General features: G+C 62.2%; 25 protein-coding genes. 15 read left to right on the forward strand and 10 right to left on the reverse strand.

Going from position 1 to position 25,793, the window contains the following annotated elements:
- Window positions 1–228: 228 nt before the first annotated feature.
- The 3 genes from D5261_RS08650 to D5261_RS08660 all read left to right on the forward strand — a co-directional run bounded on the left by D5261_RS08650 (window position 229) and on the right by D5261_RS08660 (window position 3,480).
- Window positions 229–1,221, forward strand: a complete 993-nt coding sequence (locus D5261_RS08650; RefSeq protein WP_218025644.1) for an ArsR/SmtB family transcription factor — start codon at window positions 229–231, stop codon at window positions 1,219–1,221.
- Window positions 1,222–1,231: 10 nt separating this feature from the next.
- Complete coding sequence (locus tag D5261_RS08655) at window positions 1,232–1,420, forward strand: hypothetical protein (RefSeq protein ID WP_119322503.1); 189 nt, start codon at window positions 1,232–1,234, stop codon at window positions 1,418–1,420.
- Between the two features lie 170 nt (window positions 1,421–1,590).
- Window positions 1,591–3,480 (forward strand): GH39 family glycosyl hydrolase, encoded by a 1,890-nt coding sequence (locus tag D5261_RS08660; protein WP_119322502.1) that lies wholly within the window; start codon window positions 1,591–1,593, stop codon window positions 3,478–3,480.
- An 86-nt stretch (window positions 3,481–3,566) separates the two neighbouring features.
- Here D5261_RS08660 and D5261_RS08665 read toward each other — a convergent pair whose 3' ends face one another.
- Window positions 3,567–5,282: a potassium channel family protein gene (locus D5261_RS08665; protein WP_119322501.1), complete on the reverse strand. Its 1,716-nt coding sequence runs from the start codon at window positions 5,280–5,282 to the stop codon at window positions 3,567–3,569.
- A 333-nt stretch (window positions 5,283–5,615) separates the two neighbouring features.
- On the opposite strand from D5261_RS08665, the gene D5261_RS08670 reads away from it, so the two are divergent.
- From D5261_RS08670 to msrA, 5 genes are all read left to right on the forward strand, one after another.
- Window positions 5,616–6,170 carry an RNA polymerase sigma factor gene (locus D5261_RS08670; protein ID WP_119322500.1) on the forward strand — a complete coding sequence of 185 codons (555 nt, stop codon included), beginning with the start codon at window positions 5,616–5,618 and terminating at the stop codon, window positions 6,168–6,170.
- Complete coding sequence (locus tag D5261_RS08675; RefSeq protein ID WP_119322499.1) at window positions 6,160–7,212, forward strand: hypothetical protein; 1,053 nt, start codon at window positions 6,160–6,162, stop codon at window positions 7,210–7,212. Before D5261_RS08670 ends, D5261_RS08675 begins: the two co-directional genes overlap by 11 nt.
- Window positions 7,213–7,324: 112 nt before the next feature.
- Window positions 7,325–8,887 (forward strand): phytoene desaturase family protein, encoded by a 1,563-nt coding sequence (locus tag D5261_RS08680; RefSeq protein ID WP_119322498.1) that lies wholly within the window; start codon window positions 7,325–7,327, stop codon window positions 8,885–8,887.
- Complete coding sequence (locus tag D5261_RS08685) at window positions 8,844–9,665, forward strand: fatty acid desaturase (RefSeq protein ID WP_119322497.1); 822 nt, start codon at window positions 8,844–8,846, stop codon at window positions 9,663–9,665. The genes D5261_RS08680 and D5261_RS08685 overlap by 44 nt, the downstream gene beginning before the upstream one ends.
- A 133-nt stretch (window positions 9,666–9,798) precedes the next feature.
- Window positions 9,799–10,482, forward strand: a complete 684-nt coding sequence (msrA, locus tag D5261_RS08690; protein ID WP_119322496.1) for a peptide-methionine (S)-S-oxide reductase MsrA — start codon at window positions 9,799–9,801, stop codon at window positions 10,480–10,482.
- Between the two features lie 54 nt (window positions 10,483–10,536).
- Here msrA and D5261_RS08695 read toward each other — a convergent pair whose 3' ends face one another.
- Together D5261_RS08695 and D5261_RS08700 are read right to left on the reverse strand one after the other, a co-directional pair.
- Window positions 10,537–10,992: an Imm1 family immunity protein gene (locus D5261_RS08695; protein WP_125206074.1), complete on the reverse strand. Its 456-nt coding sequence runs from the start codon at window positions 10,990–10,992 to the stop codon at window positions 10,537–10,539.
- Window positions 10,968–11,171 (reverse strand): hypothetical protein, encoded by a 204-nt coding sequence (locus D5261_RS08700; RefSeq protein WP_119322494.1) that lies wholly within the window; start codon window positions 11,169–11,171, stop codon window positions 10,968–10,970. Before D5261_RS08700 ends, D5261_RS08695 begins: the two co-directional genes overlap by 25 nt.
- Window positions 11,172–11,333: 162 nt before the next feature.
- On the opposite strand from D5261_RS08700, the gene D5261_RS08705 reads away from it, so the two are divergent.
- Window positions 11,334–12,140 (forward strand): M90 family metallopeptidase, encoded by an 807-nt coding sequence (locus D5261_RS08705; RefSeq protein WP_119322493.1) that lies wholly within the window; start codon window positions 11,334–11,336, stop codon window positions 12,138–12,140.
- Here D5261_RS08705 and D5261_RS08710 read toward each other — a convergent pair.
- Both D5261_RS08710 and D5261_RS08715 read right to left on the reverse strand, forming a co-directional pair.
- Window positions 12,133–14,733, reverse strand: a complete 2,601-nt coding sequence (locus D5261_RS08710) for a bifunctional diguanylate cyclase/phosphodiesterase (RefSeq protein WP_119322492.1) — start codon at window positions 14,731–14,733, stop codon at window positions 12,133–12,135. The genes D5261_RS08705 and D5261_RS08710 overlap by 8 nt on opposite strands.
- Before the next feature lie 174 nt (window positions 14,734–14,907).
- On the reverse strand, window positions 14,908–15,660 hold the full coding sequence (locus D5261_RS08715; protein WP_119322491.1) for a glucose 1-dehydrogenase: 753 nt from the start codon (window positions 15,658–15,660) through the stop codon (window positions 14,908–14,910).
- Between the two features lie 92 nt (window positions 15,661–15,752).
- On the opposite strand from D5261_RS08715, the gene D5261_RS08720 reads away from it, so the two are divergent.
- The 4 genes from D5261_RS08720 (at window position 15,753) to D5261_RS08735 (ending at window position 18,958) form a co-directional block, all read left to right on the forward strand.
- The gene (locus tag D5261_RS08720) at window positions 15,753–16,388 is read left to right on the forward strand and encodes a TetR/AcrR family transcriptional regulator (protein WP_119322490.1); all 636 of its coding nucleotides are present in this window, start codon (window positions 15,753–15,755) and stop codon (window positions 16,386–16,388) included.
- 20 nt (window positions 16,389–16,408) lie between these two features.
- A complete protein-coding gene (locus D5261_RS08725; RefSeq protein WP_119322489.1) occupies window positions 16,409–16,999 on the forward strand; it encodes a TetR/AcrR family transcriptional regulator in 591 nt (196 codons plus the stop codon).
- A gap of 108 nt (window positions 17,000–17,107) precedes the next feature.
- The gene (locus tag D5261_RS08730; protein WP_119322488.1) at window positions 17,108–17,743 is read left to right on the forward strand and encodes an HD domain-containing protein; all 636 of its coding nucleotides are present in this window, start codon (window positions 17,108–17,110) and stop codon (window positions 17,741–17,743) included.
- Window positions 17,744–17,779: 36 nt separating this feature from the next.
- Window positions 17,780–18,958 carry an AAA family ATPase gene (locus D5261_RS08735; RefSeq protein ID WP_119322487.1) on the forward strand — a complete coding sequence of 393 codons (1,179 nt, stop codon included), beginning with the start codon at window positions 17,780–17,782 and terminating at the stop codon, window positions 18,956–18,958.
- Here D5261_RS08735 and D5261_RS08740 read toward each other — a convergent pair.
- Window positions 18,955–19,479 (reverse strand): ester cyclase, encoded by a 525-nt coding sequence (locus D5261_RS08740; RefSeq protein ID WP_119322486.1) that lies wholly within the window; start codon window positions 19,477–19,479, stop codon window positions 18,955–18,957. The two genes, D5261_RS08735 and D5261_RS08740, sit on opposite strands and share 4 nt — an antisense overlap.
- 95 nt (window positions 19,480–19,574) lie before the next feature.
- On the opposite strand from D5261_RS08740, the gene poxB reads away from it, so the two are divergent.
- Entirely contained in the window at window positions 19,575–21,299 is a 1,725-nt protein-coding gene (poxB, locus tag D5261_RS08745; protein ID WP_119322485.1) for a ubiquinone-dependent pyruvate dehydrogenase, read from the forward strand.
- 65 nt (window positions 21,300–21,364) lie between these two features.
- Here the strand turns inward: poxB and D5261_RS08750 are convergent, their stop codons facing one another.
- Both D5261_RS08750 and D5261_RS08755 read right to left on the reverse strand, forming a co-directional pair.
- Window positions 21,365–22,162, reverse strand: coding sequence for an ABC transporter permease (locus D5261_RS08750; protein WP_119322484.1), 798 nt, complete (start codon window positions 22,160–22,162; stop codon window positions 21,365–21,367).
- Complete coding sequence (locus D5261_RS08755; RefSeq protein ID WP_119322483.1) at window positions 22,159–22,833, reverse strand: ABC transporter ATP-binding protein; 675 nt, start codon at window positions 22,831–22,833, stop codon at window positions 22,159–22,161. Before D5261_RS08755 ends, D5261_RS08750 begins: the two co-directional genes overlap by 4 nt.
- Before the next feature lie 204 nt (window positions 22,834–23,037).
- On the opposite strand from D5261_RS08755, the gene D5261_RS08760 reads away from it, so the two are divergent.
- A protein-coding gene (locus D5261_RS08760; RefSeq protein WP_435792402.1) for an IS3 family transposase occupies window positions 23,038–24,254 on the forward strand; the annotation gives its coding sequence in 2 pieces (ribosomal slippage) (window positions 23,038–23,299 and window positions 23,299–24,254; 1,218 coding nt in all).
- A gap of 231 nt (window positions 24,255–24,485) precedes the next feature.
- On the opposite strand, the gene D5261_RS08765 is transcribed toward D5261_RS08760, so the two are convergent.
- Together D5261_RS08765 and D5261_RS08770 are read right to left on the reverse strand one after the other, a co-directional pair.
- The gene (locus D5261_RS08765; RefSeq protein ID WP_119324244.1) at window positions 24,486–25,289 is read right to left on the reverse strand and encodes a dienelactone hydrolase family protein; all 804 of its coding nucleotides are present in this window, start codon (window positions 25,287–25,289) and stop codon (window positions 24,486–24,488) included.
- Window positions 25,290–25,334: 45 nt separating this feature from the next.
- Window positions 25,335–25,583, reverse strand: coding sequence for a hypothetical protein (locus D5261_RS08770; protein ID WP_125206279.1), 249 nt, complete (start codon window positions 25,581–25,583; stop codon window positions 25,335–25,337).
- Window positions 25,584–25,793 lie beyond the last annotated feature (210 nt).

Below are 25,793 nucleotides of genomic sequence, written 5' to 3' on the forward strand. Positions count from 1 at the left end.
AGCGTGTTAAGCGTAGTCAATTGGCTAATATATTACCCATAGTGCTATAAATCCGCGCAATTTCGCTTAAGATCGTATGGAAAATGGCAACAGTTCTCAGCCTGCAAAAGAAAATTCGGAAAATATTGCAATTATGTTCTTAGTATGTTACACTATTAACCAAGACGATTCAGAGCGTGAAAGATGCTTTGCGTACGACGTTTTGACGGTCCGGAAGAAAGAACGGTTATGACATCGCGTATCCTGGAACAGCGCGGCAGCCAAAGCGAAGAACTCTTTAAGGCGCTCGCCTCCGATACCCGGCTCAAGATCATCGATCTGCTGGCCGAGCGCGAGATGAATATCAACGAGCTGCGGCAGGCGCTGGGGATCGCCCCCCCGAGCGTCTCCAAGCACGTTCAGATCCTGGAGCAGGCGGGCCTGGTCACCAGTGAATATATGTCCGGGGAGCAGGGGACACAGAAGCGATGCAAGCTGCGCTATGACCGCCTGATCATCTCTCTGGACTCGATGGAGGTTCCGGACGGGCAGATCGAAGAGTCGGAGATGCCGATTGGAATGTATACATTCGCGCACCCGACCTCGACTTGCGGCATCGCCAGCCGGGAGAAAATGATCGGCTTCTACGATGAGCCGCAGTCATTCCTGCTGCCCGAGCGGGCGCAGGCGCAGATCTTGTGGATGGCGGAGGGGTTTGTCGAGTACGTGTTTCCCAACACCGTGCCCTCGACCATGGAGATCCAGCGCGTCGACCTGACCATGGAAATCTGCTCCGAGTGCCCGGACTATAACAACGATTACCCCTCCGACATCACGCTTTGGATCAACGGCGTGGAGATCGGCGATTGGACGTCGCCCGGCGATCTGGGCGGCAAGCGGGGACGTCTCAACCCGGCCTGGTGGAACGACCACGACACCCAGCACGGACTGCTCAAGGTGTGGTCGGTGGACAACCAGGGCTCCTCGGTGGACGGAATGGCGGTCTCGGATAAGTCGATCAAGGAGCTGATGATCGGCCTGCGCCAGCCCGTCACGGTGCGCATCGGGATCAAGCCCGACGCCGAGCATGTCGGCGGCTTCAACCTGTTCGGACGCGGCTTCGGCAATTACGAGCAGGATCTGACGCTGCGCCTGCATTACAAACCGAAGGAAGCGCTCAAAGAAAAGAAGGCTATCAAAGAAGAGGAATCTCCCGCAAAGCAGTCGGGTGACGTAAAATGAAAGGAGTGAGATGATTAATACAGAGCCAAGGCGCTCCGCGCCGCCCTGGGTCGCCGCCGCGGTCATTGTCGTTGCCCTTTTGGCGATCGTTCTCTATGCGGTCCATGTGCTGCGCCCTCAGGCGCCGAACAGCGATCTGAAGACGCCGAGTTCCTATCCCAAGCAAGGGGCCGCCCCATCTGCGCCCGTAGCTCATTGAGCTCGGAAAGGAGGCCGTTCCGCGCCGGAACGGATCTCATCCATGAAAATCTCGCCAAAAACCCTCCATGGTTTGACATGGATTGAGCCCATCATTACTGTTGCTTCCGTTGCGATCTTTACAAAGCGTCCGGTCGCCATGGCGATGGCGCATCTGGGCCAGAGGTATCAATGAACACGCGTCCTTGGTCGCGGGGACTGCGGACGCTTTCAGCGTCCGCAGTCCTTTTTCTGGCGTCGATGTCTGCGCACGCGCAGACATTTCACGTGGACTTCTCAAAAGAAAGCGGCCCGCCGCTGCTCAAGACCAAGTTCGGCGTCTATCAAACGCCGTTCTTTTTTAAGACCAGCCCGCCGTCGGCGTTCGATATGACCGGACTGCTTCGAGAGGCGGGAGTTCAGGATCTGCGCTATGAGATGGCCTGGGGCAAGTCCGACGCCTACGCCTACGACCAGATCAGCGGCTCGGCGGCGGATCCACGGATCGACTTCTCGCGCCTCGATCCGTTTCTCGGGCAGCTCGCGCGCGCAGGCGTCACGCCCCTTCTGGCGATGACTTACGATCCGCTGCCCCTCAAGACGGGGACGGATTGGCAGCGCTGGAAGGATGCGCCGAGCGATCTGGCCGCCTGGGGCCAGATCAACCGTCGCTACGCGGAGCACTACCGGGGGCTGGGGCTGCGAGCGCCCTTTTACGAGATGTGGAACGAGCCTGACCTGCCCGGCGACGGCGGCAAAGTCTTCTTCAACGGCGGTCCGGAGGATTATGGCCGCGTGGCCCGCGCCGGCCTGGCGGGCGTTCACGCGGGCGATCCAGACGCGCACGCCGGCGGCCCGGCCATGGCGTACGATGCAGGCTACGCCCGGTCGATCCTCTCGGATCCCATCGACTTCATCTCCGTTCACGCCTACAACAACTTTCCCATCCAGGTCGGCGCCATCGCGCGGGGCGCGGTCAAAGACCGCCCGGACCTGCCGATCCTGCTGACCGAGTATGCGTCCTTTACGGAGTTCGGTCTCCAAAAGCCCAACAGCCGAAGCGTGGCCGCCGAACGCTTTTTCCGAGATGCCCGGGGCCTGCTGACGTATTCGGACACGCCGAAAGTCTACTGGGCGCAGTGGATCGACGACGACCTGGGCATGGTCACCCACGATCTGCACCGGAAAGCGCTCTTCCATGCATTCCAGATTTATCAGACGATGCTGCCCGTGGACCGCAGCCCGGTCAGCCCGGACGGGCGGGATGGAGTTGGGCTCCTGGCGGCCTCGGACGATCACAATGCTGGGGTGGTCCTCTGGAACGAGAATACGTCTCCCAAGACCGTCACGGCGATCCTGGACAAGCTTCCCTTTGCGAAGGGCGCGCTCCGCGTGTACCGAATCGACGCCGCCCATGCGAGTTATGTCGACGACCCCGCGCACGAAGCGCTGGCCGTCGAAACCACTCAGTCGCTCACGTCTTCAGGCGCGTCATGGACCGGGGAGATCCCCGGAGAAGGCGTCGTCTTCCTGCGAATTTCGGACGGCGCCGGTCAATCCCTGCTTCGCCCGGCGTCCCTCGGGACGTTCGTCAAAAGCCTGTACTGGTTCCCGGACCGGACGACCGATGGCTGGGCGGATTTTGACCCACAGACATCGATTGCGCGTCTGGGCATGGGCGGCCGCGCCATGGGGATCCAGCAGATCGGCGCCGTGATCGACCGGCCCGCTCCTCGGTGGCGCGTCCAGGTCCGCCGTCGCGGCCCGTTCGTCCCGCAGAGCGGCAACGCCTTATTCGCCTTGCGGCTGGATTACGGCTCAAAGCGCGGCGGCTACAGCAAAAGCATTCTGTGGCGCGACGACTCCCGCCAAACCGTCCGGACTTCGGCGTTTCCCTGGGGCCGGAAAACGACGACGCCAGACGTGCTGCATGTGGAGAAGGCCCTGCGTACGGGCAAGGCCTTCGAGATCAGTGTCGCCCGGGAAGCCCCAGCAGACTGGAGCCACCGCGTTCTGGTGACGCCGATTCTGGAGGACATGGGAGCCGGCTCGCAAGTCAGGATCATTTTGAAGGCGATGTGAGTGGCTCATCCGGATAGGTTTGTGTTCGGCAATTTTCACCAGGTGGCATGCCACCCAATAACACGATGCTGGCGTTTACAGGGCGCCTATCCATTCGCCATAATTGCCTGCACGGCGTCGGCGGGGCCGCAGAGGATGATTTCGTCGCCGGTCTGGAGGGCGTCACCGAGGTCGGAGGGTGGCTGGATCGTTCCTCCGTGGGCGCGAAAGGCGAGGATGCGGACGCCGCGCGCGCGCCATTCGTGGACGTCGGAGGCGGCGAGCGGATTGGCGACGGTGTAGCGGCAGGCGATGAGTTCGAGCGAGCCGACGTGCAGGGGGCGCAGAGCGCGCTCGTCGGTGGCGGCGCCGACAAACGCGCCGACCGCGCACTGCGAGGCGCTGAGCGCCTGATCGATCGCGAAGGCTTCGGTGAGCCGCTCGGCGAGGGCGTCGTCGAACACGCGGGCGATGATCGTGGCGTCGGGGTTGACGCGGCGCACGTGCAGACACGCCTGGATATTGGCGAGGTCGTCATTGGTGCAGCCAAGAAAGGCGGCGGCCTCGCGCACGGAGGCGCGCTCCAGGTTTTCCGGCAGGCGGGCGTCGCCGGTCAGCACCGGCGCCAGGGACCGGACGGCTTCCGCGAACCGGGCGTTCGCCGCCATCTCCAGCACGACTACCTCCATGCCCTGCTCCGTCAGCAGCCGCGCCACGCGGTAGCCGAGATTTCCCAGACCCGCCAGCACCACGTGCCCGCTCATCCGGCCGGCGCGCCGGCCCATCGTCTCGTCCAGTCGCTCCGCCGTGGCGAGCGCCGCCAGATAGGAAAAGAGGATGCCGAGCAGGGCGCCGCCGCTCAGCATCACGACACAGCCGAAGAGCTTCAGCCAGTCCGGCCCGTCTTTGAGGCTGATATCGCCGTACCCCGTGGTGGTCGCCGTGGTGATCACGAAGTAAATGGCGTCGACCGGACGCAGATGCAGCGCGTGTGAGAAGACCGCGATGGAGAGGAGCAGCACCGCGCTGAGCGAAGCGGCGACCACGGGCAGCAGCGTGCGACGCCGAAGATGCGGGACACGCGCGGCCGGGCGCGCGGCGCGCCGGCGTTTGTGTTTGCCGTCGCGCAGCCAGCCGGCGTTGCGGCAGATCACACGCAGCACGTGGGAGAGGGGGCCGCCGACCAGCACGGATTCGCCTTCGGCCAGCGGCGCGTCCACGCCCGTTCCCAGCACCGGCCGCCAATCGCTTGCGTCCGCCGCCGCCCGGCCCAGCACGCCGCAGCCGAAGCGAGATTTGACCTGCGCGGGCGTGCATCCCAGCAGCGGCGAGCCGGCGCGCACGGCCAGACGGCAGACCGGGACCTCGCTGTCGCCCAGCCGCAGGGTTTCCAAAACCTCGTCCCCGCAGGCGGCGGCGATAAACGCGGGCGCCGCCAGCGCGGACATACTGTACGCGCGCCGGATATTCAGCCCCTGCTCCAGTTGATCCGCGAGCCCCGGGTCGAAGGTACGCAGCACCACCGGAAGATCCGGCGCGGCGGTGTGCGCCGCCACCGCCGCGCGCAGATTGTCCAGATCGTCATCGCCCAGCGCCAGCAGACACGTCGCCTCCGCCGCGCCCGCGTCCAGGAGCCGGCGGATATCCTCATCGGCGTGCGACTCCAGCACCCGCGTGTCCGGCGGCAGCAGGCGCACAAACGCCTCCGAATCGCCCGGACGCCGCAGCACCACCACCTCGGCGTTCAACACCGCGAGCGCCCGCGCCACCCGCACCGCCAATCGACTAATCCCGCAGATGACAAACCGTTTGCCCTGAAGCATGGAAGCATATTCGGCTTGCCGCCGCCGCTTCCCTGCGTCGGAATATTTTCGGGGTGATGCCGGCCCTTGTTAAACGCGGGGGCTTTCTGCCCCACAGCTGAAGCAATGGGCTATACAGAGGGAAGTCAGCTGAAGCAGACTCTCGGAGGGTGGCAACCGCCTCTCTTCTCTTTAGTCTACTTTAGCTGGCTTACCCCTGACTAGACCATTGCTTCAGCTGTGGGAACGGGAGCGGCAAAGCGATTGCAACTCCTATTCGCGGTAGCGCCATATAATTTTCCCAATCCGCCAACCAAACGCCCGCTTTCGGATACTATCCCTTTGAGGAACCCAATGATGTCCAGGGACGCGGACGAACGAGCGAAACAATTGGAGGCGCTGTATGCGGAGTACGGAGGCCGGATCTATCGATTTTGCCATCGACTGAGCGGGAATCCGTCCGACGCCGAGGATCTGACGCAAGAGGTGTTTCTGGCGGCGTATCGCGGCATGGAGGGTTTTCAGGGCCGGGCGTCCGTGCAGACCTGGCTCTTTCGCATCGCGGTCTTCCGATGGCGGGCGATGCGCCGGACGGAATTGCCGTCTCTTGGGGAAGAAAACTGGACCGAGGCGAGCGCGCCGGATCCGGCGATCGCGGGGACCGATCGAATCTCGATGGACGGCGCGATGGCCTCCATCCCTTCGCTCTTCCGCGAGGCGTTTCTGCTGGTGAAGCTGGAAGGATTGACCTGCCGCGAAGCGGCCGAGGCGCTGGGCGTTCCGCAAGGGACCGTGAAGTTTCGTGTCTACCGCGCGACCCACTTGCTGCGGGGGCTGCTGCGCGCGGAGGGGTGGGAGCCGGGCCTGACGGCGCGCCCTGCGGGAAAGGAGACATGCGATGAAGTGTGAGGATGCGCTGCGCGAACTCAGCGTCACGCCCGCCGGTTCGCCGGCGAATATCTTGGGATGGCGCGTGCGCCGGCATCTTCGCGGCTGCCCCGTCTGTACGAACGAATGGAGGGAAATGAACCGTTTGGAGCACGCGGCGCGGGGATGGCGCGCGGACGCGCCGCCGGCGGATCTGGGGGAGCGCATCCTTGCCGCCGCGAGGCGCACAGAGGCCGCTCCGCCTCTCAGTCTGCCCGAAGCGCCCAAGCGCCGGCAGTCGTGGACGAATCGACACACGGAGAGCGGGGCGCCGCTCCGGGAGAACCACAAAATGCAGCGCAGACTCTTTCTCACAATCGCCGTCGCCGCCGGAGCGAGCTTCATCTTCGGACTCTACAGCCATCCCATCGTGGCGGATGCTCAGATCATACGGCGCATGGACGCCGCCGTCGCCAAGGTTCGGAACGCGCATGTCGTGATCTGGACGACTGATTATACTACGGACAACGGCGCGGTCGCCCACCATTTCGAGACACTGCAAAAGACCGAGGAATCCTGGTATCAAGATGGGAAGACCCGCAAGGAGGGGCTATGGGGCTCCCGGCTGATCGTCGGCGCCACCGAATCCGTAACGGACGCGCAGGGAAATAAGACGCTTCGGACGCCCGGGCTTTACTACCGGTATGACCCCAAGGCCGGAAAGGTGAGGGCCGTTCCGGAGCTGGGCCTCCAGTGGTCGCGCTTTACCCTGGACGAAGTGGCGGGAAATTTGATGTCGCGACCGCCGAGCGCCATGGAGACGCTGAGCGTCGATACCCTGAACGGTCGGACGACGCGGGAGATCTCCATTGCGACTTCCCGCGATTCCGCATCGATGAACCATCACCCAGCAGACGGTGACCGGCGCACGCTTTGCTGGGTGGACGTAGATACCGGCCTGCCCGAACGGATCCTGGACGAACAGTACGCCGGCGCGGCCTGGCGCGGGAAGTCAAAGATCGAATTGGAGTTCAATCAAAATCTGGATCCCGCGCTCTTCGATCCGTCGACTCTGAGTCGATAACTCGGGATGGATTGGAATCCGCACACTCATGGTATACTATCGCCATATTGTGAAATAATTCACAATATGGCGACCCCGGACGTAAGACGTAACCGGAAGGAGCGTGCGTGCGATGATGGACGTAGCAGTGATCGGCGGCGGCGTCGCCGGCATGGCGGCCGCCGCACGGCTCCAGGCGATGGGCTTCTCGACGACCGTCTTCGAAGCGCATGGCAAGCCGGGAGGGTGCGCGGGCTATTTCCGCCGCGATGGATTTTCGTTCGATGTGGGCGCGACGACGCTCGTGGATTTCGGCAGCGAGGGGCTGGGAGGCGAACTGCTTGCGCGAATTGGGCTTGCGCCGTTCGATGGGGATGTGCTGCCTGGGTATGTGGCGTGGCTGCCGGACCGGACCGTGACGCTGCATCGCGATTCCCGCCTGTGGGCTCATGAGCGGCTGCGTGCTTTAGGCGACACGGACGTGCATCGCCGCTTTTGGGCATTTTTAGACCGCCTGGTCTGCGTCTTCTGGGCGGCGAGCCGCAATGGTGCGCGGCTGCCGCTGCGTAATGTCCACGATGTCGTGACGGCGGTCCGAAGCACCGGGCTTCGCAACGTCCCCATGGCGCGCCATCTTGGCCGGACGATGGGCGATGCGCTGCGCGCTTACGGGCTGCGGGAGGATCGAGCGCTTGTCGGTCTTCTCTCCATGTTGATTGAGGATACCGTCCACAGTACGATCGACAACGCACCACTGATCAACGCCGCGCTCGGCGTGACGATACGCGGCGCGGGCTTGACGCGCGCCCGAGGCGGAATGGGCGGCTTCTGGACGCGCTTTTTGAAGCGCTACGGCAGCCTTGGCGGCGAATTTCGGGGTGGCTGCTGCGTGGAGCGAATTCAGCGTCGGGGAGACGCTTTTCTGATCGAGACGCGGACCGAGACCTACGAAGCGCGCCGAATCGTCTGCGCCGTTCCCGCCGCGCTCGCGGCGCGGCTGGGACCGTGTGAAGTCACACGCGCCCTGGCGCCCTATCTCGAACGTGACGCCGGGGCGCACGGAGGCGCGGTCGCTCTGTATTTGGGGGTTCCGGAGGCGCAGCTCGCAAACCAGGAATTCACGCACCATCAATTGCTGCACGACTATTCTGGTAAACTCGGCAACGGAAACAATATGTTTATTTCCGTATCGGCTCCGGGGGATATGGAAAGCGCGCCGATGGGATGTCAGGCCGTCATGATTTCGACGCACTGCGATCTGGAGGAGTGGAGCGGCCTTTGCCCGGAGGATTATCAGCGGCGCAAGACGGAAACTGGCGAGACGCTGCTCTCGCTCGCCCGCAGGGTCTATCCCAATCTGGGTGAGCAGGCGCGAATAATGGAAATTGGAACGCCTCGGACATTCGCGCGCTTCACGCGCCGCCCTCAAGGCTCCGTCGGCGGGTTTCGTCTGTCGCGCGCCAACGCCAATCAAAACGCGATTCCCCACGATCTTGGCGCGTCCGGCTATCGGCTTGTGGGAGACACGACATGGCCGGGATTGGGAACGGTTGCTTGTCTGCTGGGCGCGAAGATCGTGGCGGACGACATCGCGGCGCAGCTGCATTCGAAACGCCGCCCGACCAATGCTACGACCGCTCAGGAGGAACTCCATGGAGACGCACACTCTTCCCTCGCCCCCGATACCACGGCTTGAAGATTTGGGTCTGGACCTTCTGACAACGTCAGCGCGCCAGCGCGCCGTGGCGCTCGCGCGTCCTTTAATCGGCGTGCTTGTGTACGCCATCGCCGTTCAGTTTGGCTTGTGGTATGTGACACCGCTGATCGTCTTCTGGATCTTTGTCGCCGTCGTCACCGTGACGCACGATGTTGTGCACGGCGGCATCGGGCTGAGTGCGCGCCAGACGGATCTCTGGCTGTTCCTGCTCGGCGCCGTGCTGCTGGAAAGCGGCCACGCCTATCGCCTCACGCACCACCAGCACCACCGGGTCTTTCCCGGTCCTGACGATCCCGAAGGCGATCCGGCTCGTCTGACATTCTGGGGATCCGTCCTGCAAGGGCCGTTCTTCCTGCCCAAACTCTGGCTATGGTCTCTGCGCCGTACACGGGATCGTCAAGCCCAGCGCCGGTGGCTGATCGCGGAAGCTGGCGTGCATATCGCCGTCATCGCCGCGAGCCTTCTGCTATGGAAGACCGCACCTGCGCTGCTCGCTTATGTAGTGATGGTCGTTTGCGGCAGCTGGGTCTATCCCCTGCTCACCGTACACTTGCCGCATCGCGATTACGGCGAAACGCCGCTGACCCAAACCCGGACACTGCGCGGCCGGATCATACCCGCGATCTTCCTGGAGCTGACCTACCATCTGGAGCATCATCTTTATCCACAAGTCCCCAGCCACCATCTTGCCCGGCTCGTGCAGCGCCTGGATCCCTTCTTTCGTGAAGCGGGCGTGGAGGTCTGGCGCGTGCCGTAGATGAGAACAAGAAAAAAGAATGTCGAACTTTCGGCGCGGCTTTTTCGTTATTGGAGTATAGACGGGTCTGCGAATGGGACGTCTGCAATGAAATGCGTGCCCCTGTCGGCCATAGATGAGGAAGTCAAAGCCAATGAATGAATTTTTTCGCCGCAATGCGCTCTGGGTGATCCTGGCGGTGGGGATCGCCGGATGGTTTGTCGCCGGGTCCGTGGCGAAGTCGGCGCCGCGCGCGATTCCGCCGACGCCGCAAAATCTGATCCAGGCGGCGCCGAAGCCGCCGGCGGGCCAGGAGATCGCCACGCTCGCCGCCGGATGTTTCTGGTCGAACCAGGCGATGTATCAGAAGCTGAAGGGCGTCTCGAAGGTCGAACCTGGCTACGCGGGCGGCCATACGCCCAATCCGACCTACGATGAGGTCTGCACCGATCAGACCGGCTACGCCGAGAGTGTGCAGATCACCTTCGATCCAAAGGTCATCTCGTACCACGATCTGCTCACCGTCTTCTTCGGCGCGCACGATCCGACGACTCTGAATCGCCAGGGACCCGACGAGGGGACGCAGTACCGCTCGGCGATCTTCTATCAGACGCCCGAGCAGAAAGCGACGGCCCTGCAAGTCAAGGCCGAATATCAGAAATCGCATCCCAGCATGGCGCCGATCGTGACGCAGATTGGGCCGTTCACTAACTTCTACCGGGCCGAATCGTATCACTACGACTACTACGCCAAGCATCCGGATCAGCCGTACTGCGCGGCCGTCGTCGCCCCTGAGATTGCGCGCTTCGAAGAGCGCTTCCATTCGCGGCTCAAGTAAATTTCGCGCGAGATCAAAGGAAAAATCCCGGCGGGCATATGTCCTTCGGGATTTTTATTTGCTCCACCCTACGCTGGGATCGAACTCGCCATGCTCCACGAAATAGCGTGCGATCTTGAGCACTTTTTCAATCTCGTAGCAGACATGCTTTTCCTCGGGATAAAACCCTTGATCGCTCGTCCATACGGGGATCTCGTGAGTGCTCCGCGTGTCGTCATAATAGCTCCAGAACGCATTGTCATCCAACGTCCCATTGAGCGAATAGGCGCCGTCGCCACCCACCACGGAAAGCCATGCATCCTCCGAATCCTCTCCAGGCAGCTTTAGGAAAATGAACGGACGGCGAAATCGATCCAGCTGGCGAATACTGTTTTCAATATCCTCCCAGCTCGGTTCGGAGATCTCTTGGCTTTCCCAATGACGTCCCTGCTCGTCGTAAACAGTGATATCCAGCACCCTGATCCGTGAGTTATCCATTTTTTCTTTCACTTGACGCTGCTGGCGTCCCACACGAATTTTCCATCGGGAGTGATGGCGACGGCGTCCACGGGCAGCGTTGTTTTGAAAACGAGGGCCGGGATGATCATGGCGTGCTTCAGCGCTGGCTTCAGCGCGGCGTAGGCGATGGGGAGGAGGGCTCCCGCGCCGAGCGCGGCGATTACGGCGTACTTAAGGGGCCGTTTTAGCATGGATCTATTGTACGCCATCTTTCAAAGATTCGACGTCTGGGAACCGCAGGCAAAAAAGACTGCGTTATGATGGAGAGCCGCGGCGAACGCGGGGCGTGTTATTGCGCGTAGAGAGGGTATCAGCCGTCTCTTTTCGGGACGAAACGCCGGGACACCAGAAATATGCCGTTCACACTCTTTCAAAATCATCGCAAGAAGCTGCTCGCGGAGCCGTTTCCCGCCGAATGGGTGGGTTTTCTCCAGCGCAACGTCTGGCATTACCATACGCTGAGCGACCCCGAGCGGGCTTCGCTGCACGATATTCTGCGGGTGATCGTGGACGAAAAGAACTGGGAAGGCTGCAAGGGGCTGGTGATGACGCCCGAGATCCAGGTGACGATCGCGGCCCAGGCGGCGCTCTTGCTGCTGGGGGCGGAGCATGATTACTTTGCGAATGTCGAGGCGGTGCTCGTCTATCCTTACGATTATGTCGTGACCGAGCAGAAGGTCGGGCCGGGGCGAGTGGTGAGCGAGGAGCCGAGCTACCGGCTGGGCGAGGCGTGGAGCCAGGGGCCGGTGATTGTGTCCTGGCCGGAGGCGCTTTCGGGCGGGCGGATCGGCGGCGACGGGCGCAATGTCGTGCTGCATGAGTTCGCCCATAAGCTGGACTTCCGGGACGGCCGCGCGGACGGCGTTCCGAAGCTGCGCGGGCGGGAAGCGCATGAGCGCTGGTCGGAGGTGATGAGCGCGGAGTTCCAGCATCTCGTCAACGCCGCGCATGAGGGCGTTCCCACGCTGCTCAATCAATACGGCGCGACGAACCCCGCCGAGTTTTTCGCCGTCGCGACGGAATGCTTCTTCGAGCAGCCGCGCGAGATGCGTCACTTCCATCCGCAGCTCTACGTAGTCTTTCAGGACTTCTACGGACAGGACCCCGCCGTGCGTGTCGAAGCCTTCGCGCGGGCGCGCGCCGGATATCCCGCTACGTAACGCGCTCGCCGGAGAGGAGCCGCGCTTCGAATTGGTCTGGCGGCAGCGGGCGGCTGAACAGGTAGCCCTGCACGATCTCGCAGCCCAAATCCTTGAGGCACTGGCTTTGCGATTCTGTTTCGACGCCCTCCGCCACGACGGTCAGCTCCAATGCTCGCCCCAGGCCGATCAGCGTCTCCACCAACGCGCGGTCCGTCCGGTCTTCGGCGACGCGCAAGACGAATGATCGGTCGATTTTCAGCACATCCAGTGGGAAGTCACGCAGGTACGCCAGCGATGAGTACCCCATCCCGAAGTCGTCCACCGACAGCTCCACTCCCAGCGCTTTCATGCCGTGCATGGTCTGCACGGACTGCGCCCGGTTGTGCATCAGCATCCCCTCCGTCAGCTCCAGTCCCAGCAGCGATGCGTCCAGCCCATGCGCGGCGAGGGTTTCCTGTACGCGCCGTGTCAGCGTTTCCTGAGCGAATTGGCGGGCGGAGACGTTGACGGCGATTCGCACCGGACGTTTCGCGTCGCTCCAGATCGCCGCCTGGCGGCACGCTTCCCCCAGAACCCAATCGCCGATCGATACGATCAGGCCCGTTTCCTCCGCGAGCGGGATAAAGCGGTCCGGAGGAATCAGGCCGTGCTGTGGGTGACGCCAGCGCACGAGGGCCTCCGCGCCCGTGATCTCTCCGGTTGTCAGGGAAATCTGCGGCTGGTAGTACAGGATCAGCTCGCCTCGCTCGGGGGCAAGACGCAGGTCGTGCTCCATCCGCAGGCGTTCCGATGCGCTCTCGTTCATGCTTTCGGCGTAGAACTGGAACCCGGACCGGCCCTCTTTTTTCGCGCGGAACATGGCGGTGTCGGCGTTGCGCACGAGGATGGAGACATCGCGCCCATCCTCGGGATAGACGCTGATGCCCAGGGAGGCGCCGACGAAAAACTCATGCCCGTCGACCTGGAACGACTCGGCCAGAACGCCGATGGCGCGCGATGCGATCACGGAGGCGTCCTCGGAGTGCGCCAGGCCGCGCAGGAGAAAGGTGAATTCGTCGCCTCCCATGCGCGCCAGGGTGTCCTCGCCGCGCAGACAGGTCGAGAGCCGCTGCGCCACCTGCTTGAGCACGGCGTCGCCGGTCTGATGTCCAAGGCTGTCGTTGATCTGCTTGAACCGATCCAGGTCCAGAAATAAGACGCCGAGCTTTTCCTGACGGCGCTCGGCGGCGGCAAGGCTCTGCTCCAGCCGGTCCATGAACAGCGTTCGGTTGGGCAAGTCGGTCAGATTGTCATGATACGCCTGCCAGCGGATCCGCTCCTCGGACTGGCGCCGGTCCGTGATATCGATCGCGACGCCGATAATGCCGGTGATCTCCCCCGCGTCCCCGTGCATCGGCGTAATATGCGTGTCGAATGTGGACCCTCTCAGCTCAGCTTCCCAGTGCTGCGCTTCGTTGCGCAGGGCTCGCTCGATCGGCTCCGTGACATTGGGAGAGTCGCCGTAGATTTCGAACACCGAGCGGCCGACGGCCTCGCCGGGACGAAGCCCGAGCGCCTTCAGTCCGCGCCCGTCCGAAAACGTGAAGACGCCTTTGGCGTCCATGGCGAAGACAACGACCGGAGCGTTGGTGATAATCGTCCGGAAATGCTCCTCGGAGCGCCGCAGGGCCGACACCGCGTGCCTGCGCTCCCGAACGAGGGTGGCGAGCAGCAGGATCGGCGCCGCAATCGCGGCGAGAAACGCCTGGAGCGAGACGACATTCTCCGCGGGAGACTGCGTCACGAACGGCCCCAGCCCGCGCGCCGCGCCCCACACCGAGCAGAGCGAAACCATCATCAGCGCCGTCGTCGCCCCCACCGGACCAAAGCGCACCGCCGCCAGAATCAGAAACGGCAGCGGCTCATAGAGCATGGCCGGCAGGTTTCCCGATCCGGCGGTCCGGCCTTCAAAGACGATCACGCATACGGCGATGAGGCACGCCGCGAGTAGAATGCCCTCCCGAATGCGTTTCGGATTGATATCGCCGCGCCAGGTCCGCTCCGGCCCCAGCCAGAGCACCAGCAGCGGCACAAACAGCGCCAGGCTCAGCACGTTCGTCAGCGAGAGCAGCCCCCAAAACATGATGGCGTCCGCCGCGCTCGACCATGCGTGCCCCGGCGTCGCCATGGCCCGCGAGATCGGAATGGTCGCCGCGCGCGACAGCGGGACACAGATCACCGCCACGATGAAGAATGTGGAGACGCCGCGCACGCTGTTGAAATTTCGCCGAAAGCCGATCCGCTGCAAGACGGTCGCGATCAATAGCGCCTGGGCGGCGTCTGTTGCGAATAAGATAATTCGATGCGGCACGGCGAAGTGCGTGGGGGAGAGGGCTTGCGCGAGCAGCGCGGCGAGAACGCAGAGGGGCCAGTTTGCGGATTTTGTCAGCAGCAGGGCGGACAGCAGGACGGCGCTCGCAGGCCACAGCACCGACGGCCCCGAGACCCCGGACGGCAGCGTCACCCATTGCAGCGCAATGCCCACACGTGTCGCGACGAAGTAGGCCGCAAAGACCAGACCTGCTAAGCGCAGACGGCGAGACCAATCTATTCGATCACCGGCGCGTCCCATGGCAGCGATTCATCGCCCTTCATCGGAGAGAATAAGAGATAATCCCCAACATTACGACTGTTGGAACGCTGGACACGCGTAGATTAACCAGATCGTAATATATTTCCTCCGGCCTCCCAGACAAAAGAGCGCTCCCGGCGCGGGAACGCTCTTTTCGCGGCGCAAACGGCGATCTTAGATCTGGATCATGCCGCCGTCGACGAACAGTTCGACGCCGTTGACGAAGCTGCTGTCGTCGGACGCCAGGAAGACGACTGTTTTGGCGATTTCGTCCGGAGCGCCGACCCGGCCCAGCGGGATGTTGGCGGCTTGCCCGTCGACAAATCCCTGAAGCTGCTCGGCGGTCAGGCCGAGATTGTTGTAGGCCGGTGTGGGCACGACGCCGGGGCTGACGACGTTGACGCGGATTTTGCGCTCGCGCAGATCGTTGGCCCAGCTGCGCGCGAACGAGCGCACGGCCGCCTTGGTCGCGGCGTAGACGCTGAACGCGGGCAGGCCCTTGCTGGAGACGATCGAGGCGTTCAGAACGATGGCCGCGCCGTCCGGCAGCAGCGGCAGCGCCTTCTGCACCGTAAAGAGCAGGCCCTTCACGTTGGTGTTGAACGTCTTGTCAAAGTGCTCCTCGGTGATCGATCCCAGCGGGACGAGCGAGCCGACGCCGGCGTTGGCGAAGAGGATATCGAGCTTGCCCTTTTCTTTCTCGATCACCGAATATAACCGATCGATATCGTCCAGATTGGAAGCGTCCGCCTGCACGGCGGTCACATTCTTACCGATTGTCTGCACGGCGGCGTCCAGCTCGGCCTGGCGGCGTCCAGTGATGAACACATACGCGCCCTCCGCGACAAAGCGCTGCGCGGTGGCGAGGCCGATGCCGCTGCTTCCGCCGGTGATGAGCGCGATCTTACCTTCAAGCTTCGTGGACATGAGGATTCTCCTTGAGCGAACGATATATTTACTTATCGGTACATATATACCGTCTCTTGACGGATCTTGTCAATAGTTATATACTTATTGGTATGGAAATTAAAGAAAATTCTTCGGCCCGGGGGCGTCCCCGCGCTTTCGACGCCGATCGCGCGCTCGATCTCGCCCTTCAAGTCTTCTGGCGCAAGGGGTATGAGGGAGCGTCGCTGTCGGATCTGACTCAGGCCATGGGCATCAACCGGCCCAGTCTGTACGCGGCGTTCGGGAATAAAGAAGAGCTGTTTCGCAAGGCGCTGGACCGTTACAACCAGGGGCCGGCGTCCTATGCCTGCGATGCGCTGAATGAGCCGACGGCGCGGGGGGCGGTGGAGAAGCTGCTGGCGGGCGTCGTGAACCTGCTGACCTCGCCCGAAAATCCGTGCGGATGCCTGCTGGTGCAGGGGGCGCTCGTTTCCGGTGACGACGCGGACCCGATCCGGCGCAAGCTGATCGCCGAGCGCGCGTCGGGCGAGGCCCGGCTGCGCGAGCGTCTGGAGCGGGGCGTGGCGGAGGGCGATCTGCCGGCGGATGTCGACTGCGCCGATCTTGCCCGCTTCCTCTGCGCCGTCATTCAGGGGATGGATGTGCATGTGACCACGGGAACGAGCCGCGAGGAGCTATGGCGTATCGCGCAGATGGCGATGCGCGCATGGCCGGAGGCCGAGCCTGTCGCCGCTCCCGCAGGGTAGAATAGGCGGGGAGTTTTTCAATGGCCGACAAAGACACGCGCGAGGCGGTGCTGGACCTGGCGCAGCAATTCGTGCAGACACGCGGATACAACGGCTTTAGCTATCGGGATCTGGCCGAGCGCATTGGGATCCGGGCGCCGAGCATCCATTACTACTTTCCTTCCAAAACCGATCTGGGTCTCGCGATGGTTGCCCGCTACCAGGACCGATTTCTGAGCCATCTGTCGCGGATCGAGCGAGAAGAAAAGAATGATCCGAGGCGCTGCCTTCAGCGCTACGTGGATGTTTATCGCGATCTGATGGCGACCGGCGACCATCTCTGTCTTGGCGCGGCTCTGGCGGGGGAGCAGGAGTCGCTGCCGGAGGGGATCGCGCAGGCGGTCCGAGCGCTGTTTTCCGAGAACGTCGCCTGGCTGGAGAAAATCCTCGACGCCGGGCGGGCGCAGGGCCAGTTCGCGTTCCAGGGCAGCGCGGCCATAGCCGCCGAGGCGCTCTTTTCATCTATCGAAGGCGTGATGCTGGTGGCCCGCGCGTTCAACGATGTTCAGCGCTACGAAACCGCGACTCGCTGGCTCCTGGCCGGTCTTCGCCCCGAGCCGGCCGCCATCTGATGCGAATCTGTTTCTTATGATTGGTTGACAATTCTACCTATGTATAGGTAGAATTGATTTGTCTATCACTTGATAGACAAATCGTTCATTTCCGAAAGGTGGAAATCCATGACTGAGATTGCCGGAATTGTCGTACCCGACAGCAGGCTCGCGCGAGAAGCAACGGAGCTGATTCGCGATACGGAATCGACTCTTTTGTTCGATCACTCGCTGCGCGTCTATCTCTTTGGCGCTCTGCGCGGTCAGCGGCGGGGAATGGCTTACGATCCGGAACTTCTCTACCTGGGCGCCATGTTCCACGATATCGGTTTGACGCCCCAGTACAGCAGTCCCAATCATCGTTTCGAAATCGACGGCGCCAACACCGCGCGTGACTTTCTCCGGACGCGCGGCGTCTCCGAAGGCGAGATCGATCTGGTCTGGGATGCGATCGCGCTGCACACGACGCCGGAAATCCCCTGGTTCAAGCCGCCCGTCGTGGCGCTGGTGACGGCGGGAGTGGAGATGGATGTGCTGGGCCTCGGATTCGAGGAAGTGACCGAAAATGCGCGCGCATTGGTGCTGGCGGCGCATCCCCGCCCGAACTTCAAAGAGGGGATCATCCAGGCGTTCGCCGATGGGATCAAGCACAAACCCGAAACCGCGTTCGGCAACGTCAAAGCCGACGTTCTGGAGCGCAAGCTGCCGGGCTACGTCCGCCCGAACTTCTGCCGGATGATCGACGCGGCGGGGTGGCGGGAATAGAGGAGAAGCGGCGCGGGGCCGAGAACATCGGAGATTATGGCGATCACTCAGCTCAATGTCTCCGGCTATCGGTCCATTCGTGATATCAGCGTGGAGTTCCAGCGAATCAACGTCCTGGTGGGGCCGAATGGGTGCGGCAAGAGCAATCTCTATCAGTCCATGTATCTGCTGGCTTCCGCCGCCAATGGGCGTCTCGCGCGGGCGTTGGCCGACGAAGGCGGGATGCCGTCGGCGCTTTGGGCCGGCCCACGCTCCAAAGGCGTGGTGGACATGACGCTGGGATTTACCAGTGGCTCTCTCGTGTACGAGCTCACATGCGGGCTTGCGCCGCCGAATCTCGTGCCGCGTCCATACGATACCAGCATCGATCCGGAAACCGGCATGCCGTGCCTCTGGTTTGAACTGGATCCCCATATCAAATCAGAAAAGGTATGGTTCGTCGATCAAAAAAAGCGCACGCCGATGCTGGAGCGCGGCCCCGGATCGGTATGGCTGCGCGATGTTGAAGGCGCGCGCGCCCAATTTCCCATGGCGCTCTCCGCGTCGGAGTCCGTCCTATCGCAGCTGCGTGAACCGCATCGGTTTCCTCAGCTTTCGGCGCTGCATCAGGAGATGTGCAACTGGCGATTCTATCATGGCTTTCGCACGGATGCGCAAGCGCCTTTGAGGCATCCACAGATCGGCGTCTTTACGCCGATTCTCTCACATGACGGCTCGGATTTAGCCGCCGCGCTCGCCACCATTCTTTCCATCGATTCTGTGGATTTGATCGGCGCCGTGACGCAGGCGTTTCCAGGCGGCAGGCTGATGGTCAAAGTTCGCAAGGGCCGTTATAGCCTGACGCTTCACATGCCGGGCCTGGCCCGCCCTTTCGAAGCGAGCGAACTGAGCGACGGCACGATCCGCTATCTCTGCCTTCTGGCCGCCCTGCTGACTCCCAGACCTCCGGGCGTGCTCGCGCTGAACGAACCGGAAACCAGTCTTCATCCCGATCTATTGGAGCCGCTTGCCCATCTCATCGTGCGCGCTTCCCGCGACACGCAGCTCTGGATCACCACGCACTCCACGGCGCTTGCCGACCACATCGAACGCCTCTCCGGCGTCTCGCCGGTCCGTCTGGAGAAGGTCAACGGCGAGACGCAATTGGAGGGCGATCGATATCCCGAGTTTGTGGACCGGTATCGCCCGGACGATCGAGAAGATCGGCGCGCTTAGATCGGGGAAAGCTCCTGAAGCTTCGCCGCCGCGATTTCGGCGATCTTGGGACTGGCGCCGATCTGCTGCAAGAAGCCGAGCATGTCGATGACGTTGCGGCCTTCGAGGATTTGACCGTTGCGGATCAAGGCCGTACACATGCCGTCGATCCTTACCGCTTCATTCGACGCCGGAATCCCCTGGAATGGGCCGCTGTTCACGCCGGTCGCGACAAACCGGACGGCGACCTGGTCGCCGCTGGAGATGATGCTCAGCAGCTCGATGTGTAGGTCCGGAATGGCGGCGCAGAATGCGGCGTGGACTTGTTTCCAATGCTCGCGGCCGTAGGTTGGGACGCCGCCTTCCAGCATGCCGTAAGATACGCCGTCGGGCGCGAAGATCTCGTCGATCGTCTCCACTCGCTTGTCATTCCAGAGTTGTTCGAACCAGCGCCGTATCAGGGTTTCGTTGTCTTCCATTATTGCGTTCTCCATGGGGAATTGGCCGCCGGGCGGCGCGTTTGGGAATTTGGGAACGTGCATTGTCGAGCATCCCTACATTCCAAGCGTCCCTACGAGATTCCTGTCGGATTTCTGGGTAGATATGCCTGACGAGTAATATCGAAAGAGGCCCTGGAATGTCCAAAAAAGTCGCGGAAGTGTTTGTCGAATCCCTGATCGCTGCGGGAGTGAAACGGGTCTACGGTCTGGTGGGCGATTCACTCAACGCCATCACGGACAGTATCCGTGTTCACGATGAGATCGACTGGATTCATGTGCGGCATGAAGAAACGGCGGCGTTCGCGGCCGGGGCCGAGGCGCACTTGACGGGAACGCTCGCGGTCTGCGCGGGCAGCTGCGGCCCGGGCAACCTGCACCTGATCAACGGTCTCTACGACTGCCACCGCAGCCGCGTTCCGGTGCTGGCGATCGCGGCCCAGATCCCGAGCGCCGAGATTGGCTCGGGATATTTTCAGGAGACGCGCCCGGAGCATCTCTTCCGTGAGTGCAGCCACTACTGCGAAACGATCTCGAGCCCCGAGCAGATGCCGCGCATCCTCGACATCGCCATGCGCACGGCCCTCGCCAAGCGCGGCGTCGCGGTCGTGATCATTCCCGGCGACATCGCGATGAAGGACGCCGTTTCCGACGAAGCGGGCTTCTCCTGGGAAGCCGAACCATCCGTATTACGCCCCGCCGATTCCGTCCTGCAAAAGGCCGCCGAGATTCTCAATGATGCGAAGAAAGTCACCCTTCTGGGCGGCGCCGGCTGCGCGGCCGCGCACGCCGAGCTGCTGGAAGCCGCCGAGAAGCTCAAATCTCCCATCGTGCACGCCCTGCGCGGCAAGGAGTTCATCGAATACGACAACCCCTACGATGTCGGCATGACAGGCTTGCTCGGCTTTGAATCCGGCTACCACGCCATGATGGACAGCGATGTCCTCTTGATGCTCGGCACGGACTTTCCCTACACCCAGTTCTATCCGCCCAAGGCCAAAGTCATCCAGGTGGACCTTCGGGGCGAGCAGATCGGCCGCCGCCGCAAAGTCGACCTCGGCCTGGTGGGCGACGTCGGCGACACCCTTCGCGCCCTCACGCCTCTGCTCCACGCCAAGACGGACCGCGCGCATCTGGATTCCGCTCTGGCGCACTACCAGAAAGCGCGCAAGGGCCTCGACGATCTGGCGTCCGGCGAGCCCGGCCATAAGCCCATCCACCCACAGTTCGTCGCCAAAGCCATTGACGACGCCGCCGCGCCCGACGCCGTCTTCACCTGCGATGTCGGCACGCCCACGGTCTGGGCGGCGCGCTATCTCACGATGAACGGCCAGCGGCGCCTGATTGGCTCGTTCGTCCACGGCTCCATGGCGGGTGCGCTCCCGCAAGCCATCGGCGCGCAGTACGCCGCGCCGGGGCGCCAAATTATCACTCTCTCCGGCGACGGCGGCTTCGCCATGCTAATGGGCGACCTGCTTTCCCTGCGCCAGTTAAATTTGCCGATCAAAATTGTCGTCTTCAACAACGGCGCCCTCGCCTTTGTCGAACTGGAAATGAAAGCCGCCGGCATCCTCGACTTCGGCACGGACCTGAGCAACCCCGACTTCGCCAAAATGGCCGAAGCCATCGGCATCCGAGGCTTCCGCGCCGAATCCCCCGAACAAGTCCGCCCCATGCTCGCCGAAGCCCTCGCCCACAACGGCCCCGCGCTGGTGGACGTGGTCGTGAACCGCCAGGAACTCTCCATGCCGCCGTCGCTCCAGGCGGAGCAGGTCAAAGGGTTCAGCGTGTATATGGCGAAGGCGATTATGAATGGGCGAGGGGATGAGATCCTGGATCTGGCGAAGTCGAATTTGCTGCGATAGGTGTGTGGCTGGGATTAAGAGTCGCTGGCGGTTGAAACCGCCAGCGACTCTTATGCTGCGAATTCTCACGACCGCAAAATCTTCCTCTCCTCCAACTGCTGCGCCGCATTAAACAATCTTCGATACGCCAGCAGCGTAATCATCATACACCCCAGCGCGGTGGCGGCGGCGAGCATGAACATGACGACGATTTGATACTTGACAGCTTCGAGCGGGTCGGAGCCGGCGAGGATTTGGCCGGTCATCATGCCGGGGAGAGAGACGATGCCGACGACGACCATGCTGTTGATGGTGGGGATCATGCCTCGGCGGACGGCGTCGGCGAGCGGGCCGCGTGCGGCTTCCCAGGCGGAGGCGCCGTGGGCGAGCTCCATTTCGATGGTGTCGCGGTGGTCGGTGAGATCTCCGAGCAATTGATCGAGGGCGATCGAGACGCCGGTCAGGCTATTTCCCAGGATCATGCCGAGGAGGGGGATGACGTATTGGGGCCGGTACCAGGGGTGAATCTGGATGATGACGCCCGTCACGATGAAGCCGGTGATGATGCTGCTGGCGGTGAGCGTCAGGAAGGCGTCGAGCTGGACGCGGGCGTAGCGGCGTTTGGCGCGGCTGACGGAGGCGTGCGCGGCGAACCCGACCATAATCGCGATCAGGAGAAAGACCAGAACGGGGTGGTGGACCGCGAAGACGTATTTCAGGATGTAGCCGACGAGGAACAGCTGCGCGATGGTGCGCAGCGCGGCGACGGCGAGCTGCTTTTCGAGTTTCAAGCCGAAGAAAATGCTGACGAGGGCGCTGAACGCGACCAGCAAGGTGGCGATGAGGATCTGCGCGAGCGTGAGGTGCTGGATACTGTCCGTCATACCGTAGCCTCCGCGCGGGGCATGAGGAACTGCCGCGTGCACCATTCGGCCGCCAGTCGGGGATCGTGAGTGACCACCAGGGCGGCGAGGCCGTCGTCCTGCGCCAGGCGTCGGATCAGGCGCTCGACCAGTCCGACGGCGTCGGGATCGAGCGCGCTCGTCGGCTCATCCAGGCAGAGGACGGGCGGGTCCATAAGCAGCGCCCGGATCAGGCAGACGCGCTGCTGCTGTCCGATCGAAAGCGTTCGCGCGGCCTGCGTCAAACGGTCGGCGCCGACGGCCAGTTCCTCCATCAAATCACGCGCCCGCTGCTCCGGGTACGGCGTGGCGGCGGTTCGGTAGTGGAACGGCCGCCGCAGGTTTTCCTCGACGGTCAGGTCCAGCAGCGTCGGCCGCTGCGTCACCAGCGTCGCCTTGCGCCGGAACGCCGCCCAGCCCCACTCCTCCGGCGTGCGGCCCTGAAGCCGGATCGTCCCCGCAAGCGCCGGCTGGAGCGCCGTGACCGTCCGCAGCAGCGTCGTCTTGCCGCATCCTGACGGCCCGGTGATCGCCAGCAGTTCGCCGGGCGCCAGGTCCAGATGGAGATTGGTTTGCAGAGGAACATCGCCGGCGGCGATGGCGAGGCCTTGGATTTGCAGGAGGGCGTGAGTGGACTGCGTCGATGGAGGCATATGGGATTGTACCTGAGGAGGGTATGGCCCCGTTCATCCCTATTCCCCCGGCGCTTTAGCGCGCTTTCTCCTTTTTCCCAACAAGCTGCTTCGCAGGGGAAAAGGGGAGCCATGAACTTGCCCTGGTAGGATAGACACCTCGAAAAGCCTAATCTTAACATTAGGAAGCCATCTTAATGAATGCTTGATGGCGCGAGGAGTTTTATGACGAACCGTAAATCTTACACCGAAGAGTTCAAACGCGAGGCGATCCGCCTGGCCGAGGAGAAGGGCAATCTCAGCGGCGCAGCACGCGATTTGGGAATTGCCGAAAGCTTGATCGCCAAATGGAAGAAGAGCTTGGAGGTCCAGCCTGAGAATCCTTTCCCCGGCAAAGGTAATCCCTCCGATCCCGAACTCGCACAGCTCAAACGCGAAAACGCCCGCCTCAAAGAGGAGAATGAAATCCTAAAAAAAGCGGTCGGTATCTTCACGAACCGCCCGCAGTGAGATACCGATTCATTCAAGACTATGCGGGACGATTTTCCGTGCAGATGCTCTGTGAGGTCATGGAGCTCAAAACCAGAAGCTATTACGCATGGCGCTCTGAGAAACGCGCCGTGCGTCGCCATGAAAAACAAGAGCGAGACTTGGCGTTGGTGGACCAGATCCAGAAAGTACACCAGCAAAGCTACGACAGAAGCTATGGCAGCCCACGCATCCATTTAGAGCTGCGAGAGCAAGGGATTGCTTGTGGTCGCCATCGAGTGGCGCGCTTGATGCAGTCCCATCAGATTGTGGCGAAGAAGAGACGACGTTTCCGAGTGACAACCCAATCGGATCATGCGTTGCCCATCGCTCCCAATGTGCTGGATCGACAGTTCACGGTGGCGTCTCCCAATCAATGCTGGGTGGGCGACATCACGTATCTGTGGACGCGTGAAGGCTGGCTGTATTTGGCGGTCGTCCTGGACTTGTTCAGCCGCCGTGTGGTCGGCTGGTCGATGCAGGCGACGATGGAAACCCGCTTGGTCTGTGACGCTCTCGAAATGGCAATCCAGCGGTGCTGTCCGCAGGCGGGGCTTGTTTACCATAGCGATCGAGGTGGGCAATACGCCGGCCTCGTTTACCAAGACAAACTGAATTGCCACGGCATGGTGGCCAGCATGAGCCGTAAGGGCAACTGCTGGGACAATGCCGTGGCGGAGAGTTTTTTCTCGACGTTGAAGACCGAGATGCTGCCTGCGCAAGTATCTCGAATGCAGGTATTTCGTACTCGGCAGGTATTTCGTACTCGGGAGGAAGCGAAAGCTTGTGTGTTCGAGTATATTGAAGTCTGGTATAACCGCAAGCGTCGACATTCGACGCTTGGTTATATCAGCCCCGCTCAATTTGAACAGCGCCATTTTGAGCAACAGCAACAGCTCGCAAGAGCCGCTTAACGAAGTGTCTACAAAACCCGAGCAAGTCCACCACTCATTAAGTTCCATTCACTCTCGACAAGAATGTGTGAAGAGTGTTTTGGCGTTCGCAATATCAACTCCTCACGGTCATGTGACGAGTGAATGGACGGCAGTGACAAGCACCCCTTTTCCCCCGCGAAGCGGCTTGCTGGGAAAAAGGGGAAAAGCGCTTTAGCGCCGGGGGAATAGGGATGAATGGGGACCCGCCCCCTAAGAAACCCCGTAAGTCCGCAGCCAGTCCCGCAAGCTTGTGAACCCGTCTTCGGCTTCGATCGGCTTATAACTTGGGCGGTAGTCCGCGTAAAAGGCGTGGCCGGCTTCGGGATAGACGTGGATCCGTGACGGGCCGCCGGCGTCTTTGAGAATCTCCTGAACGGCGCTGACTTGATCCTGCGGAATCCCGGCGTCTTGTCCGCCGTACAGGCCCAGGACAGGCGCCTTGAGGTGGGCGGCGACATCGATCGGCTGCTGGGGATGCAGCGGGTCGGTCTTGCTGGCGAGCCTGCCGTACCAGGCGACGCCGGCTTGGATTCGATCCGTGTGGGCGGCGTAGAGCCAGGTGAGGCGGCCGCCCCAGCAGAAGCCGGTCACGGCGAGGCGCGCGGGATCGGCCAGGCCGGATTGCGTGGCCCAATCGAAGGCGGCGTCGATATCGGAGAGCACCTGGGCGTCCGGGACTTTGGAGACGACTTCCGTGAAGATCTGCTGATGGTCGGCGAGCTGGCTGACATCGCCCTGCCGGCCAAAGAAGTCGGGCGCGATGGCGAGGTACCCGAGCTTTGCAAGCCGCCGCGCGACATCCTTGATATGCTCGTGGACGGAGAAGATCTCATGGATCACAACGATGGTCGGGAGGCTTTGTCCGCCTTCGGGCGCGGCGTAATAGCCGTAGATCGCCCCGTCCGATGTGGGGATCTGAATATCTTCCGCGATCAGCCCTTCGGTGTCCGTGTGGATCGTGTTCGGGGCGATCGGCTGTACGGCCTGCGCGTATCCGTTGGCTGGTGACGCCATGTTGGTCTTCCCTCTTCTTCGGTGTATTGCCGGGCCGCCGGACGGTCAGCGCCCTGGCGGAGTGTGTACGACATCCGCCAGCGGCTTTCCTTCCACCAGCCGGCGCAGATTGTCGGTATTCCAATCTTCAGTCTTAGGCTGGCTTCCGGCGCTGCGCGAAGGCGTGAAATAACTCCGCGACAGATCCCAAAACGATCGCCGGCGATTTGGAGCGCGATTGACGCGGGCGGAGGAGCAGCCGCAGATCGCTTGCTGAGTTTTGAGAGTATGGACGAACGCTGTTTTATCGATCATTGTTTCCTCCTTCGCGTGAATGACGCCATCCGCGCCCCAATTGTTCGCGCCGCCCACATGAAAACGCAGCAAAGGCAGAGATCCCGCTGGGAATCCCTGCCTCAAGTCGTCTTGTGAGCGTTTTAATACCATTAATGATATGGTGAAACTGTCTTTATTATGACCGAGCAGGCAAAGAGAGTCAAGACTTCTCCCACAATTTCCATCCCG

Origin of the sequence: Capsulimonas corticalis, assembly GCF_003574315.2 — a bacterium.
Taxonomy (GTDB): Bacteria; Armatimonadota; Armatimonadia; order Armatimonadales; family Capsulimonadaceae; genus Capsulimonas; species Capsulimonas corticalis.

What these genes read in the sequence shown, in the direction of transcription:
- D5261_RS08650 (WP_218025644.1), top strand. Translation starts at nt 229, where the DNA reads ATGACATCGCGTATCCTGGAACAGCGCGGCAGCCAAAGCGAAGAACTC.
- D5261_RS08655 (WP_119322503.1), top strand. Translation starts at nt 1,232, where the DNA reads ATGATTAATACAGAGCCAAGGCGCTCCGCGCCGCCCTGGGTCGCCGCC.
- D5261_RS08660 (WP_119322502.1), top strand. Translation starts at nt 1,591, where the DNA reads ATGAACACGCGTCCTTGGTCGCGGGGACTGCGGACGCTTTCAGCGTCC.
- D5261_RS08665 (WP_119322501.1), bottom strand. Translation starts at nt 5,282, where the DNA reads ATGCTTCAGGGCAAACGGTTTGTCATCTGCGGGATTAGTCGATTGGCG.
- D5261_RS08670 (WP_119322500.1), top strand. Translation starts at nt 5,616, where the DNA reads ATGATGTCCAGGGACGCGGACGAACGAGCGAAACAATTGGAGGCGCTG.
- D5261_RS08675 (WP_119322499.1), top strand. Translation starts at nt 6,160, where the DNA reads ATGAAGTGTGAGGATGCGCTGCGCGAACTCAGCGTCACGCCCGCCGGT.
- D5261_RS08680 (WP_119322498.1), top strand. Translation starts at nt 7,325, where the DNA reads ATGATGGACGTAGCAGTGATCGGCGGCGGCGTCGCCGGCATGGCGGCC.
- D5261_RS08685 (WP_119322497.1), top strand. Translation starts at nt 8,844, where the DNA reads ATGGAGACGCACACTCTTCCCTCGCCCCCGATACCACGGCTTGAAGAT.
- msrA (WP_119322496.1), top strand. Translation starts at nt 9,799, where the DNA reads ATGAATGAATTTTTTCGCCGCAATGCGCTCTGGGTGATCCTGGCGGTG.
- D5261_RS08700 (WP_119322494.1), bottom strand. Translation starts at nt 11,171, where the DNA reads ATGCTAAAACGGCCCCTTAAGTACGCCGTAATCGCCGCGCTCGGCGCG.
- D5261_RS08705 (WP_119322493.1), top strand. Translation starts at nt 11,334, where the DNA reads ATGCCGTTCACACTCTTTCAAAATCATCGCAAGAAGCTGCTCGCGGAG.
- D5261_RS08710 (WP_119322492.1), bottom strand. Translation starts at nt 14,733, where the DNA reads ATGGGACGCGCCGGTGATCGAATAGATTGGTCTCGCCGTCTGCGCTTA.
- D5261_RS08715 (WP_119322491.1), bottom strand. Translation starts at nt 15,660, where the DNA reads ATGTCCACGAAGCTTGAAGGTAAGATCGCGCTCATCACCGGCGGAAGC.
- D5261_RS08720 (WP_119322490.1), top strand. Translation starts at nt 15,753, where the DNA reads ATGGAAATTAAAGAAAATTCTTCGGCCCGGGGGCGTCCCCGCGCTTTC.
- D5261_RS08725 (WP_119322489.1), top strand. Translation starts at nt 16,409, where the DNA reads ATGGCCGACAAAGACACGCGCGAGGCGGTGCTGGACCTGGCGCAGCAA.
- D5261_RS08730 (WP_119322488.1), top strand. Translation starts at nt 17,108, where the DNA reads ATGACTGAGATTGCCGGAATTGTCGTACCCGACAGCAGGCTCGCGCGA.
- D5261_RS08735 (WP_119322487.1), top strand. Translation starts at nt 17,780, where the DNA reads ATGGCGATCACTCAGCTCAATGTCTCCGGCTATCGGTCCATTCGTGAT.
- D5261_RS08740 (WP_119322486.1), bottom strand. Translation starts at nt 19,479, where the DNA reads ATGCACGTTCCCAAATTCCCAAACGCGCCGCCCGGCGGCCAATTCCCC.
- poxB (WP_119322485.1), top strand. Translation starts at nt 19,575, where the DNA reads ATGTCCAAAAAAGTCGCGGAAGTGTTTGTCGAATCCCTGATCGCTGCG.
- D5261_RS08750 (WP_119322484.1), bottom strand. Translation starts at nt 22,162, where the DNA reads ATGACGGACAGTATCCAGCACCTCACGCTCGCGCAGATCCTCATCGCC.
- D5261_RS08755 (WP_119322483.1), bottom strand. Translation starts at nt 22,833, where the DNA reads ATGCCTCCATCGACGCAGTCCACTCACGCCCTCCTGCAAATCCAAGGC.
- D5261_RS08765 (WP_119324244.1), bottom strand. Translation starts at nt 25,289, where the DNA reads ATGGCGTCACCAGCCAACGGATACGCGCAGGCCGTACAGCCGATCGCC.
- D5261_RS08770 (WP_125206279.1), bottom strand. Translation starts at nt 25,583, where the DNA reads ATGATCGATAAAACAGCGTTCGTCCATACTCTCAAAACTCAGCAAGCG.